Source organism: Methylobacterium sp. Leaf87 (assembly GCF_001422775.1).
GTDB lineage: Bacteria > Pseudomonadota > Alphaproteobacteria > Rhizobiales > Beijerinckiaceae > Methylobacterium.
Genome location: NZ_LMMI01000010.1, coordinates 1 through 13,499 on the forward strand (window position 1 = coordinate 1; position 13,499 = coordinate 13,499).

A 13,499-nucleotide genomic window follows, 5' to 3' on the forward strand; every position below is an offset into this window, starting at 1 on the left:
AAGATAACCAGCGCCGCCGCCAAGACCAAAGTCCCGCTGGCCGCCGCCGATGAACAGGCTTCTACGGGCCCATAGCCCAACCGTCAACGGCCAAATGACGGGGAAACGAAATTTTCGCGACGAAAGCGTCATCCCGCCTCACACGGCCCTGGAGACGTAGGGAAACAGGGCTGCAAGCCGGCTGCTCAGTCCGATCTGTCTTCAGCACGCACCTCTCTCAGCGTCCTTGGTCATCCTTCTGGACAGACAGGGGAGGGGCGCGACGCCGTTCGGGTTTGACACCGGCGCGGGAGCCGTCGACACCGCCGGTGCCGCTCCTGCTGCCCCCCCCCGCTGCAGGGTGCCGTCGGACGCCGACCTGGAACGAAAGAGGCCAACCTTGACGGAGCAATCCGGCGCCGCCCGCATCCCGATTGCGCCAGCGGACAGGGGACCCGATGACCAAGCCGATGCGGACCCACGCGTCACCGCACTGCTTGCCCGAATCGCATCCTTCGCCGACGCCCCCACGCCGAATGGCGACCGCTTCGATTGTCGGGGCATCGACCTGCGGGGTCTCGGTCTCGGCCGCTCGCTCGATCCGGGTCGAGCCGGTTCCGGCGTGATGCCGGCTTGGTGGGACGGACAGCAGAACGGGCTTCGCCTCGCCAACGTGGATCTGCACGAGGCCACCCTCGAGGAAACGGACCTGGGCGGCGCGAACCTGACGGGCGCGAACCTTTCCGGTGCTCTCGGGCGCTCCGCCCGCTTCGATGGAGCCGTACTGGAGGAAGCCGATCTCGGCGGCGCCGATCTCAGCGGCGCCCACTTCACCGCAATGGCCGGAGGCGAGGCCAATTTCGACGAGGCCATGCTGGAAGACGCCCGTTTCGGCCAGGCTTCCATGCGTTTCGCCAAGCTGCGTCGCGCCCTCCTGGACGGCGCCGATTTCACCGGCGCCGACCTGTGGGGGGCCGACCTCACGGGTGCGGATGCGGATTACACGGTGTTTCGCGGCACCCGCCTCGACGAAGCCAAGCTCGGCAACGTCAACCTCACCTACGCGGATTTCGAGGGCGCCAGCCTGAAGAAGGCCAATCTCGCCGGATCGCGCCTGCAGGGCGCCAACTTCACCGGGGTCAAGCTCGACGGGGCGATCCTCGACGGCGCCGATTTCTCCGAGACCAGCCTGGTACGGCTCAACCTCTCCACCTGTTCCCTGCGCCACGTGCGCTTCGCCGGAGCCTGGCTCAACGGCACGCGGATGCGGGCCGAGCAGCTCGGCGGGGCCGTGGGCGAGGAGATCGCCGGCGAGTACAAGGCCGCGCAGGCGAGCTACCTCGCCCTGGAACAGAACTTCAAGAGCATCGGCGCCCAGGACGAGGCGAGCTGGGCCTACAAGCGCGGGCGCCGCATGGGCCGGTTCCACGCGGGCACCGAAGCGCGGGCAGCCTGGCATGCCCGCTCCGGCCGGGATCTGGCGCGGCACGGCTACCAGTGGGTCGCCGACCGCTTCGTCGAGTGGCTGTGCGATTACGGCGAGAGCCTGTCGCGGATCGCGCGGGCCTTCGTCCTCGTCATCGGCCTGTTCGCCGTGCTCTACGGCGTCGCCGGCGGCCTGATCCGCGAGGGCGGCGACGGCAGCCCGACCTACAACGTCCTCGATCTCGTGAGCTACAGCGCCCTCAACATGATGACGGCCAACCCACCCGAGATCGGCATCAAGCCCATCGGACGCTTCACCAACCTCCTGGTGGGCATCGAGGGCGCTGCGGGCATCATCCTCATGGGACTGTTCGGCTTCATCCTCGGCAACCGCCTCCGGCGCTGACGCGTTCGGCGAGCACCGGATTCGCCGGGTTCCCCGCGGCACCGACCCCTTCCCCAATCTCCAGCCCAGGCGGCCCGATGACCCTAGCCTCCCCTCCGCGTTCCGCCGGTGGCCGGCGCGAGACGCGCCTGCTCGGCGGCCTGCCGGGCTCCCCCCTCGCCCTGGTGCTCATCGGCATCGCCGTGGCGGCGGGGATCGCGAACTATTGGGTGGGTGAGGCACGCCGGACGGAAGGCACGCGCCAGCACGCGGTGCTGACCCTGAGCGATCGCCTGCTCGCCAACATGGTCGAACTCGAAACCGGCATGCGTGGCTACATGCTGTTCGGGTCCGAGGAATACCTCGAGCCGTACCAGGCCGCCCAGGACACCGTCGGCGGGCAACTCGACGCCATCGAGTCTCTGACCAAGGATTCCTCTGGCCCAGGTCCCGGGCGCCTGCGCACCTTCGTGGAGGCCAAGCGCGCCTTCGCCGCCCGCGTCATCGCGGTGCGGCGGGCCGAAGGCTACGATCCGGCCGTGGTGCTGGCGCGGACCGGCGAGGGCAAGCGCACCATGGACGGGGTCCGGGCGGCGGCGAAAGCCCTGCAGGACCATGCCAATGCGAGTCTGGAGCGGATCGAGGGCCAGGACCGGACCTGGTCGCTGGTGCTCCTCCTCGTCTCCATCGCCTCGGCGTTGGCGGCGGTGGGGCTGCTCGGTCGCCTCGCCCTCGTGCGCCGGCGTGAGGAACAGCGCACGGCCGCCCTCCTCGACGGGGTGTTCGCGAATGCCCCCGTCGGCCTCGGCTTCCTCGACCGGGACTTGCGCATCCGTCACATGAACCGGGCGCTCGCCACCATGAACGAGCGCGGATTCGGAGCCGATCTCGGCGCGCCGATCTGGGCCATGCTGCCGACCCTGCAGGAGCAGCTGACCCCCAAGCTCCGGGCCGCCCGGGACGAAGGCCTCGTCACCACCAACGTCGATGTCGCCGTCCCGACCCCGAGCGCTCCGCGTGGGGTGCGCCACTTCCTGATGAGCTTCTACCCCCTTCGCGACAGCACCGGCGCGGGCGGCGCACAGGCCGATGGCGTCGGCCTCGTCGTGTCCGACGAAACCCTGCGCAAGCTGTCCGAGGAGCGCATGCGCCACAGCGAGGAGCGCTTCCGGTCACTGACCGAGGCCACCAGCGCGATCGTCTGGACGACGACGCCCGAGGGTGGCTTTGAGGTGACACCCTCGGAATGGACCCGTTTCACCGGTCAGACACCGCAGGCGGCCGCCGGGGCCGGGTGGCTGGAGGCGATCCACCCGGATGACCGGGCACGCACCAACGCGACGTGGATCAAGGCGGTGGACAGCCTTTCCCCCTACGAGATCGAGCATCGCATCCGCCGCCACGACGGCATCTGGCGGATCATGTCCGCCCGCGCCGTCCCGATCCTCGAGGAGAACGGCAGCATCCGCGAATGGGTGGGCACCCATTCCGACGTCACCGCGCGCAAGGAGGCCGAACTGGCGCTGGCCGCCGCCAAGGAGGCGGCGGAGGAGGCCAACCGGGCAAAGAGCCAGTTCCTCGCCAACATGAGCCACGAGTTGCGCACGCCGCTCTCCGCAGTGATCGGTTATTCGGAGATGCTGCAGGAGGAGATGGAGGATCTCGGCGAGGAGAGCCTCCTCGTCGACATGCGCAAGATCGAGGCGAACGCGCGACACCTCCTCGGGCTCATCAACGATGTCCTCGACCTGTCGAAGATCGAGGCCGAGCGGATGGAGATCTACGCCGAGACCTTCTCCGTCGCCGAGATCGTTCGGGATGTCGCCGCCACCGTGGAGACCCTCGTCGACAAGAAGGGCAACACCCTCGCGATCGAGGTCGCCGACGACCTCGGCGAAGCGCATACGGACCAGACCAAGCTGCGTCAGTGCCTCATCAACCTCCTGAGCAACGCGGCCAAGTTCACCGAGGGCGGCCAGATCACCCTGTCGGCCACGCGGAGCGAGGCGAGCGGGAGCGGGTGGCTCAACTTCCACGTCATCGATACGGGCATCGGCATGACGCCCGAGCAGCAGGCCAAGCTGTTCCAGCGCTTCACCCAGGCGGACGCCTCGACGACGCGGCGCTTCGGTGGCACCGGCCTCGGCCTCGCCATCACACGCGCCTTCGCCGACATGCTCGGTGGCGCCATCGAGGTGACGAGCCAGGAGGGTGTCGGCACCACTTTCACCCTCCGGGTGCCGGCCGACTACGTCAGCACCTCGCCCCTGGAGGCCATCGGGCACGACGGCCCGCATGCGAGTCACCGCCTGCCCATGCCCGATGTCGCCTCGGGCAGCCACGTTCTCATCATCGACGACGACCCCTCGACGCGGGATCTCCTCGCACGCTTCCTCGAGCGCGATGGTTTCAGCGTGACGACGGCGAGCGACGGGCGCGAGGGCGTCGAACGGGCGCGAACCCTGCGGCCCCGGGTCATTCTCCTCGACGTGACCATGCCGCGCATGGACGGCTGGTCGGTGCTGCGCACCCTGCGGGCCGACCCGGAGCTCGGGGCCACGCCGATCATCATGGTGACCGTCCTCGACGAGCAGAACCTCGCCTTCTCGCTCGGGGCCACGGACTATCTTCAGAAGCCCATCGAGTGGACTCAGCTGAAGACCGCCATGGAGCGGTTCAAACCTTCGGAGAACGAGGGACCGGTGCTCATCATCGACGACGATCCCGATGCCCGCGAGCGGATGTCCGCGATGCTGATCCGCGAGGGCTGGCGGGTCGCCTCGGCCGAGAACGGCATCGCCGGACTCGAGGCGACGGCGGCCAAGAAGCCTTGCCTCATCCTCCTCGACCTGATGATGCCCGAGATGGACGGTTTCGGGTTCCTCAGGGCCCTGCGCGGCAAAGCGGAATGGCGCGACATTCCCGTGGTGGTGCTCACCGCCAAGGACGTGACCGCAGAGGACCGTCGTCGCCTGGCGGGTCAGGCCGACCGGGTGCTCCAGAAGGGCCGCCTCAGCCTCAGCGATCTCTCGGAATCGCTTCGCTCGCTGGTGGCGCCGGGGGCCTGAGCACAGTGCGTGCCGGGTGATCGCTCCACCCACCGGACGACGTCATCGAACGCGCCTACGACAGGCGGCGCATCCGGTGCGACGGATGCGCCGCCTGTCGTAGCGGTGAAGGCCGACCTCGGAACCGTGCCTTCGCGGCGCGGCCGCGAGCGCCAGCCGCATCCGCCGCTGTGAGGCGTCACGCAGCCACGGACGGTCCGAGCAGGTGTGGGATCGCCTGGGTGGGGGCGGGCGCGGCCTCGATGGGATCGGGACGGCGCTCGGAGAATCGCAGCGCCGCGTCGAGCGCCCCGTTCAGCGAAGTGACCAGCACGTCGGCCGAGATCGTGCGGCGGAGCCGGTCGAGGGAGGCGGGATCGCGCTCGCGCCAGAAGCCGACCAGAACCTTCACGCCGGGAATCGCCTGCCGCGCCTGGCGGACGTTGAGCCGGATCTGCGAGAGGCTCACCGGCTCGAGGTAGGAGAAGCACACCATGGCGATGCCGCCGACGATTTCGGGCCGCTCGCCCTGGCGCAGGGCCGCCATGGACATGACCTGCGCGGCCAATCCGTGCTGGCCCAGAATCTGGCTCAGCATCAGGGTGGCGGCCTCGTCGAACGGACCACGGCTCGACACGCACAGGACGGGGCAGGGACCGCGCCAGCCCAGCGCGAGATCGGCTTGAGCCCGCACGATGGCAGCCACCTGGCGATCGGGGCCGACGGCCGCGACGGCCGCCGAGGCCTCGGTGTTGCCGGTCTTCGCGCGGCCGCTCTTGGCTCGGCGCACGGGCCGGGTGCCGAGACGCGTCACCACGGTGCGCAGCGACGTCCCGACCTCGCCCTGACGTTCGCGGTCCAGGGCCCCCCGCGCGAGATCCTCCTGCGCCAGGAGGAGGCCGGCGAGCACCACCTCGTCGTAATAGGTCACGAGGGCACGCGCCTTGAGGAACAGTTCGCCCTGATCGATGGCCTCGGCCGGATCGCCCGCCAGCATGCGCTGGTAGAAGATCTCCGGCGGCGACAGGGCGGGCTGATCGCCCAGGATCACGTCGAGGAACCACAGGCGCTCGATGTGGCGGCCCAGCACCACGAGACACACGGTGATCGGGGTGGCGAGGACGAGGCCGATGGGCCCCCACAGGAAGGCCCAGAGCGTGGCGGCGAGGATGACCGCGATGGGCGAGAGCCCGGTCGAATGACCGTAGAGCAGCGGTTCGATGACGTGGCCGGCGATGGGCTCGACTACGACGAACAGAACCGCCGTGGCGATCACCATGGTCCAGCCCGGGTCCACCGCCGCCGCCACCACGAGGGGCAGCAGGGCACTGATGGCGGCCCCGACATAGGGTACGAATCGCATGATGGCGGCGAGCACGCCGAACAGGATCGGGTTGGGCACGCCGATCCACCACAGGCCGAGGCCGATGACGAACCCGAAGGCGATGTTGAGGCAGAGCTGGGCGAGGAAGAACCGGCTGAGACGGCTGACGGCGTCGTCGATGGCCGCCGTGGTCCGCCGCAGGTCGCCCGAGCCCGCGAGCCGGATGGCGCGGTTGCGCAGGTCCTCGCGCTGCAGGAGGATGAAGATCGTGAAGATCAGAATCAGTCCGGTGGTGGCGAGCGGGTGCAGGATGGGGGCCGCAAAAGCCCCGAGGGTGCCCAAAAACCCAACCTTGGCCGCCGCGATCTGCACGTGGAGCGGACGGTCGAGGCTGCCGTTGCTGCCCTGGGTGACGGCGTCCTTCAGCTCGGGCTGAAGCTGCGCGCCGATGTCCTGCACCATGTCGATCACCCGGGTGAGGGTGCCGCTTCCGGCGGTCGCATCCTTCAGGGAGGCGATCTTGTCGCGCATAGTCAGCTGATAGCGCGGCAGGTCGGCGGCGAGTTGCGCCGCCTCGTTGGCAATGAGCAGCGCGATGCCGAGCAACGCTCCGAAGGCGGCGATCACCACCAGCATCACCGCCAGGGCCCGCGGCACGCGAACGCGCCGCAGCAGGCGAACGGCCGGGACGAGGACGAAACTGAGCAGGATGGCCAGTGTCACCGGCACGAAGATGTCCCGGCCGAAATACAGGGCCGCCGCGATGGTGATGACGAGCAGGCACGACGCCAGGGTCGTGAAGACCGGCATCGCCTGCCGGAGCAGGCGGGCGGTGATGGGATCGTCGCTCATGGGTACGCTATGGTCTCGTCAAGGGGGAGAGCGACGGGAGGATGCCGGGCAGGCTCAGGCGGCGACGGGCGCTTGCGGACCGACGGCGGCGTTGATCTGCGTCAGGAGCTTCGAGAAATCGACGGGCTTGGGGTGGTAGTCGTTACAGCCCGCCTGGATCGCCTTGTCGCGGTCGCCCGACATGGCATGCGCCGTCAGCGCGATGATCGGAATGCCCTGCGTGTCGCTGCCGGATTTCAGGACGCGGGCGGCCGACCAGCCGTCGAGGATCGGTAGGTTCATGTCGAGGAGGATCACGTCGGGCCGGGCCGTGCGAGCCTGTTGCACGCCGGCCTCGCCGTCATGGGCGAGGATGACTTCGTACCCGCGGCGCTTCAGCCGACGGGACAGGAAGTCCCAGATTTCCTCATGGTCTTCCACCAACAAGATCTTGGCCATCATCCGCTCCCCTGAATGTCCCTTCGAACGGTCCCTCGCGCCGGTCGGCGCGAAACGGCTCCGCCTGCCCATGTCCGCAAGGACCGGGCCTTCCATCGCCGCATTCGAGCCGGCGCGCGGGGAGGAGCCCCGGTCAGATCACCGGTAACCCCGCACGCCTGTGCCGCCACGAACGCAGGCCCTCGTCGCCGGCCGGACCACGCCTTGCCGACGCCGCCCGACCCTTCACCGTGCTGTGAACGCACAAGTCGCACGAACGGTCCCACCCCGCGCGCGGATCGGGCGAACGAGACGGTGAAGCTTCAGCGCCGGACGGTCGCGGCGGGCTGAGGTCCCGGCAGCAGGCCGCTGTCCTGCATCACGATCAGGCCGAGCATCGCCGCCAGCAGCGTCGCCAGGGAGGCGAGGCGCCCAAGATGGCGCCGCCAGACCATCATGACGACGAAGACGACCAACAGAGCCAGGAGAAGCACGAAGGTGAGCATCGGAGCAGGCTCGGAACAAGAGGTGAGGGAAGCGAGGCCGGCCCGCGCGCCGCCGGTTCGATGGACACCCTCCGCCGGAGAGCCCGAGCGGTCATGTCCTGTCGATGACGGGCTGTCACGTCCGAATCGTCACGGACTCCGCCCGGCGGAGCAGGGTGGCGCTCGAATGCGAACGGCGCCCGATCGAATTTCAACCCGGGACGGAGAGCGTCCGCGCCACCGCGCCCGCGAGGCCGGCAGCCTGATTGCGGATGTCGGGTACGGCCGTGCACTCCCACAGCACGCCACGCAGGAGCGGACCGACCACCCAGAGGGGGCCAGCCTGCACCGAACCGCGGGCCGCGAGGTCGGCGGACGCGTCGAGGCCGATCCCGAACGGTCCCGGCCGGACCAGCCCACGCTCCATCAATCGGCGAATCAACGGATCGTCGGTCTCCGCCACGCGTCCGATGCCGGTGGCGTCGAGGATGCACTGGACGGCGAGGGGCTCGTCCTCGGCCGCTCCGCGCGGACGCAGGGTCACGATGGCCTCGGCCGCCGTGTCGGTGATGGAGCGGATCCGCCCGGCCCGCACCACCAGGGTGCCGCGGGCGATCTCGTCGGCGATGGCCTCGGCGGCCGGCGGCGCTGCGCGGTGCCGGTGGATGTCCCAGAACGGACGCAGGTGGCGCAGGAAGCGGGCCTGCTCGGAGGCGGGCAGATCGCGCCACACGGTATCGGTGACCGGCCGCAGGGCGTCGATCACTCCGCGCCAGCCGAGGCCCGCCGCTCCCGCCCGCTCGATCTCGCGCCGGATGCGGGCGGCGAGGGCGGATACCGTGTTCACGCCGGTGAGATCCGGCATCGGCCACGGCTGGACGGGCGCATGGGCGCTGGGGAGAAGGCCCCGCCGGGACAGGGCGACGATCCGTCCGGGAAACCCGTGCCGCCGCAGGGCCGCCACGGCGTCCACCATGGTCAGGCCTGTGCCGACGATGAGGACCGTTCGATCCGGGTGCAGGCGGCCGAAGCTCTCGGGCGCCCATGGGTCGGCCTGGTGGCGACTGCGCGGCGCCCCCGGTGCGCCGAGGTTGCCCATGGCGAGGACGGCGCCGGCAATGGGGTAGGACGCGCCGCCCTCCGTGCGGAGGGTGAAACCGCCGGGTGCCGACTCGAGGTCGGTCACGGCATCGTTGACGAGGTCGAGGCGGGGCGGCCCGTCGCCCCCCGTCACCGCACGGGTGAGGAGATCGGTGAGGTAGCGTCCGTAGAGGCCGCGTGCCGCGAAGGTGCCGCCGGGCGTGACGCGGATGCCGGAGGCTTCGTCGCCGTCGAAGGTCGATTGGGCGAGCCAATCGGAGAAGTGCTCGGGCTGGTCGGGAAAGGCGCTCATGTTCGCCGCCCGGACGTTGAGGAGGTGATCCGGGTTGCCGGTGGCGTAGGCCCGCCCCCGACCGAAGGTGCCCGCGCGCTCGCACAGGAGCACGCGCCGCTGAGGCTCCAGGCGCGCCAGGAGCTGGATCGCGCTCATGGTGCCGCTGAAGCCCGCGCCGATCACGGCGATGGGACGCGGGGACTCCCTCGATGTCATCCGTTCTTTCCAGCTCCACTGACCGGCCGCCAGACTAGGGATGTCCTTTAAAACGAACAAGGCCGGCGGGCGAATTTTGGAAGTCCCCCGCGAAACGGTGGCTTCGCACACGATAGCGCACATTCGCCGCACGATCGAAGGGGCGAAGCATTCCTTAAAACGAACGCTGGAGTCCCGCGAACCGAGCATTCCCGACGGCTTGGCCGCCCTACCAAACGGCAGGGCCTTCCGGTAGCCTCGGGTACGATGCGAAGGCGAGGGACGCATGAACGGGACGCGGCTCCATCCCGGTTACCCGGCACCGGCGGCGGTGCTGGAGCTGCTCAAGCCGGTGACGTGGTTCCCACCCATGTGGGCCTTCGGCTGCGGCGTGGTCGCCTCGGGCGTGCCGCTGGCCGGCCATTGGGGCGTGGCGCTGACAGGGCTCCTCCTCGCCGGTCCCCTGGTCTGCGCCACGAGTCAGGCGGTCAACGACTGGTTCGACCGGGAGGTCGATGCCATCAACGAACCGCACCGGCCCATCCCCTCGGGCCGCATCCCCGGCCGCTGGGGCCTCGCGATCGCGTGGGCCTGGACCGGCCTCTCGCTCGCCGTGGCAGCCGGTCTCGGGCTTTGGGTCTTCCTCGCGGCCGTCCTCGGTCTGGCCCTGGCCTGGGCCTACAGCGCGCCGCCCCCGCGGCTGAAGCGGAACGGCTGGTGGGGCAACGCCGCCTGTGGGCTCTGCTACGAGGGCTTGGCCTGGGTGACGGGGCATGCGGCGATGCTGGGCGGCGCCCTGCCGCCTGCCACCTCCCTGATCCTGGCCGCCCTCTACAGCGCCGGCGCCCACGGCATCATGACCCTCAACGACTTCAAGTCCGTCGCGGGTGACCGCCAGATGGGCATCCGCTCCCTGCCGGCGAGCCTCGGGCCGGACCGCGCCGCGCATGTGGCGTGCTGGGTCATGGCCGTCCCCCAAGGAGCGGTCATCGGCCTCCTGCTGTCATGGGGCCGTCCCGTCGAGGCGGGCATCGTCGCGGCGCTCCTGGCCGGACAGGTCGCGATGATGCGTCACTTCCTCGCCAGCCCGACGGAGCGGGCACTCTGGTACAGCGGCTTCGGCGTGCCCCTCTACGTGTTCGGCATGCTGGCGAGCGCCTTCGCGGCCCGCGCCCTGACGTAACGGAGCGGCCCGGTCTCACGCCCACCGCACGGACCGGCGCGGGAGGCGTCCCCGGCACAACGATCGTGATCCGCCGACCATTGTGGAATGACATCGGGCCGCCGTCCACAACCGGGAGGCCCCCGGGCGACGCACGAACCCTTGTCGCCCTCGCGGAAGTCGGCAAGGCTACGCGCGGGACGAGCCGTTGATGCGCGTTCCCAACAGAACCGAGCAACAGAACAGCTCAAGAGAGCCGGCGGGGATCGACGCGGACGCGATGCGGGACACCAGCGAAGCGAGCGCCGGGAGCGCCGGCCCTGGACGCAGGTCGACCGGCGCCGGCCATGCTTTGGTCCGTTTGATGCTTGGCGAGCCAACCCGGGTCCATCCGGGCCTCATCGGGCGTTCTCTCACTGCCATCACCGCTTCGCTCGCCCTGTCCCCCCGCGTCACGCGCGCCCCTCGCGCGATTCGGGGGCCTGAGCGTGCGAGACCATCCGGCGGCCCGCTCGATGGCGCCGCGACAGCCCCGCCCACAAGGAAGACGATGCGATGAACTACAACTGGAACTGGGGCATCTTCTTCGAAGCGTCGCCCGAGGGCACCGGCACCTACGCGGACATGCTGCTGTCGGGGCTGGCGTGGACCATCGTCACGGCGCTCTGCTCCTGGGTCATCGCGTTTCTCCTCGGATCCCTCGTCGGCGTGATGCGGACCTTGCCGAACCGGGCCGCCAACGCCGTGGGCACGGCCTATGTCGAGCTGTTCCGCAACATTCCCCTGCTGGTTCAGATGTTCCTCTGGTACTTCGTCCTCCCCGAGGTGCTGCCAGAACAATGGGGCTCCTGGCTCAAGCAGCTCCCCAACGCACCCTTCTACACCGCCGTGCTGTGTCTCGGCTTCTTCACCGCCTCGCGCGTCGCCGAGCAGGTCCGCGCTGGCATCCAGTCCCTGCCACGAGGCCAGAAGATGGCCGGCACGGCCTTGGGCCTGACCGTGGGGCAGACCTACCGCTACGTACTGCTGCCCAACGCCTACCGCATCATCCTGCCGCCCCTGACGTCCGAATTCCTCAACAATCTCAAGAACACCTCCGTGGCCTTGACCATCGGCCTGCTGGAGCTCACGGCGCGTGCCCGCGCCATGCAGGAATTCTCGTTCCAGGTGTTCGAGGCCTTCACCGCCGCCACGATCCTCTACGTGCTCATCAACGTCGGAGTGATCTTCATCTCGTCCTGGATCGAGCGCCGCGTCGCCGTCCCGGGCAGCCGCTGAGGGTGCAATCCTCGCCTTCGCCCCATCAGAGGTAGCCTCCCATGCTCGCGAATTTCGATTTCTCCGTCATTACCAACTCGCTGCCCTACCTGTTCTTCGAGGGGATGCGCTTCACCCTGACCCTGACGGCGCTGGCCGCCGTCGGCGGCATCGTGCTCGGCACCTTCATCGCGATGATGCGGCTCTCGGGGCTTCCGGTGATCCCCCTGGTCGCCAAGGGCTACGTCAACCTGTTCCGGTCCCTGCCCCTCGTGCTGGTGATCTTCTGGTTCTACTTCCTGGTGCCGTATCTCGGCCAATGGGTGACGGGTGCAGACCGTCCGATGACGGTGGGGGCCTTCACCTCCTCGCTCGTGACCTTCACCCTGTTCGAGGCGGCGTACTTCTCCGAGATCATGCGCGCGGGCATCCAGTCGATCCCCAAGGGTCAGGCGGCCGCCGCTTCGGCGCTCGGCATGACCTACTGGACCTCCATGCGGACGGTGATCCTGCCCCAGGTCTTCCGCAACATGACCCCGATCCTGCTCACCCAGACCATCGTGCTGTTCCAGGATACGTCGCTCGTCTACGTGCTCTCGATCACCGACTTCCTCGGGGCCGCCTCGAAGATCGCCCAGCGCGATGGGCGCCTGGTGGAAATGTATCTGTTCGCGGCGGTCGTCTACTTCGCGGTGTGCTTCGCGGCCTCCCTGGCGGTGCGCCACCTGCAGAAGAAGATCGCCATCATCCGCTGATCGCCCGCCCCTCAACGCCTTCCATCGAGGATCGCCCCATGCGCGCCCCCCTGAATACTTCGTCGGCTCCTTCCGTCGGGACCGGCCCGATGATCACCATGACCAACGTCAGCAAGTGGTACGGGGACTTCAAGGTCCTGACCGACTGCACCACCGCGGTGAACAAGGGCGAGGTCGTCGTCGTCTGCGGGCCGTCCGGCTCGGGCAAATCAACCCTGATCAAGTGCGTCAACGCCCTGGAGCCGTTCCAGGAGGGGCAGGTGGTGGTCGACGGCACGCCCGTGCGCGACAAGCGCACGAACCTGCCCAAGCTCCGCGCCCGGGTCGGCATGGTGTTCCAGCACTTCGAGCTGTTCCCGCACCTCTCCATCGCCGAGAACCTCACCCTGGCCCAGGTCATGGTGCTCGGGCGCGACCGGGGCGCCGCCCTCGACAGCGGCATGGTGCTCCTCGACCGCGTCGGCCTGTCCGCCCACGCCAAGAAGTTCCCCGGCCAGCTCTCCGGCGGGCAGCAGCAGCGCGTGGCCATCGCCCGAGCGCTCGCCATGAACCCCATCGTCATGCTGTTCGACGAGCCCACATCGGCCCTCGATCCCGAGATGGTCGGCGAGGTTCTCGACGTCATGGTCCAACTCGCCCGCGAGGGCATGACCATGATGTGCGTGACCCACGAGATGGGATTCGCCCGAAAGGTCGCCAATCGGGTGATCTTCATGGACAAGGGCGAGATCGTCGAGGACGCCACCAAGGACGACTTCTTCGGCAACGCCCGCTCGGAGCGCGCGCAGAACTTCCTCTCCAAGATCCTTCAGCACTGAAGGATCCCTCGGCACGGAATCCT

10 protein-coding genes are annotated in these 13,499 nt (G+C 69.1%); 6 read left to right on the forward strand and 4 right to left on the reverse strand.

Going from position 1 to position 13,499, the window contains the following annotated elements:
* Positions 1 to 412: 412 nt before the first annotated feature.
* Together ASF22_RS07360 and ASF22_RS07365 are read left to right on the forward strand one after the other, a co-directional pair.
* Positions 413 to 1,810, forward strand: coding sequence for a pentapeptide repeat-containing protein (locus ASF22_RS07360; protein ID WP_056263075.1), 1,398 nt, complete (start codon positions 413 to 415; stop codon positions 1,808 to 1,810).
* 77 nt (positions 1,811 to 1,887) lie between these two features.
* A complete protein-coding gene (locus tag ASF22_RS07365) occupies positions 1,888 to 4,857 on the forward strand; it encodes a response regulator (protein ID WP_056167795.1) in 2,970 nt (989 codons plus the stop codon).
* Between the two features lie 178 nt (positions 4,858 to 5,035).
* On the opposite strand, the gene ASF22_RS07370 is transcribed toward ASF22_RS07365, so the two are convergent.
* From ASF22_RS07370 to ASF22_RS07385, 4 genes are all read right to left on the reverse strand, one after another.
* Positions 5,036 to 7,012 carry an AI-2E family transporter gene (locus ASF22_RS07370; RefSeq protein WP_056262988.1) on the reverse strand — a complete coding sequence of 659 codons (1,977 nt, stop codon included), beginning with the start codon at positions 7,010 to 7,012 and terminating at the stop codon, positions 5,036 to 5,038.
* 54 nt (positions 7,013 to 7,066) lie between these two features.
* Positions 7,067 to 7,450 (reverse strand): response regulator, encoded by a 384-nt coding sequence (locus ASF22_RS07375; RefSeq protein ID WP_056168094.1) that lies wholly within the window; start codon positions 7,448 to 7,450, stop codon positions 7,067 to 7,069.
* A 302-nt stretch (positions 7,451 to 7,752) separates the two neighbouring features.
* Positions 7,753 to 7,935: a hypothetical protein gene (locus ASF22_RS07380; protein ID WP_056167800.1), complete on the reverse strand. Its 183-nt coding sequence runs from the start codon at positions 7,933 to 7,935 to the stop codon at positions 7,753 to 7,755.
* 190 nt (positions 7,936 to 8,125) lie between these two features.
* On the reverse strand, positions 8,126 to 9,505 hold the full coding sequence (locus ASF22_RS07385) for an FAD/NAD(P)-binding protein (RefSeq protein WP_056262990.1): 1,380 nt from the start codon (positions 9,503 to 9,505) through the stop codon (positions 8,126 to 8,128).
* Between the two features lie 265 nt (positions 9,506 to 9,770).
* Here ASF22_RS07385 and chlG point away from each other — a divergent pair, with 265 nt between their 5' ends.
* The 4 genes from chlG (at position 9,771) to ASF22_RS07405 (ending at position 13,476) form a co-directional block, all read left to right on the forward strand.
* Entirely contained in the window at positions 9,771 to 10,667 is an 897-nt protein-coding gene (gene chlG, locus ASF22_RS07390) for a chlorophyll synthase ChlG (RefSeq protein ID WP_056167807.1), read from the forward strand.
* A gap of 534 nt (positions 10,668 to 11,201) precedes the next feature.
* Entirely contained in the window at positions 11,202 to 11,924 is a 723-nt protein-coding gene (locus tag ASF22_RS07395) for an amino acid ABC transporter permease (RefSeq protein WP_056167810.1), read from the forward strand.
* Positions 11,925 to 11,965: 41 nt separating this feature from the next.
* Positions 11,966 to 12,658, forward strand: a complete 693-nt coding sequence (locus ASF22_RS07400) for an ABC transporter permease subunit (protein WP_056167813.1) — start codon at positions 11,966 to 11,968, stop codon at positions 12,656 to 12,658.
* 89 nt (positions 12,659 to 12,747) lie between these two features.
* Positions 12,748 to 13,476, forward strand: coding sequence for an amino acid ABC transporter ATP-binding protein (locus ASF22_RS07405; RefSeq protein WP_056168099.1), 729 nt, complete (start codon positions 12,748 to 12,750; stop codon positions 13,474 to 13,476).
* Positions 13,477 to 13,499 lie beyond the last annotated feature (23 nt).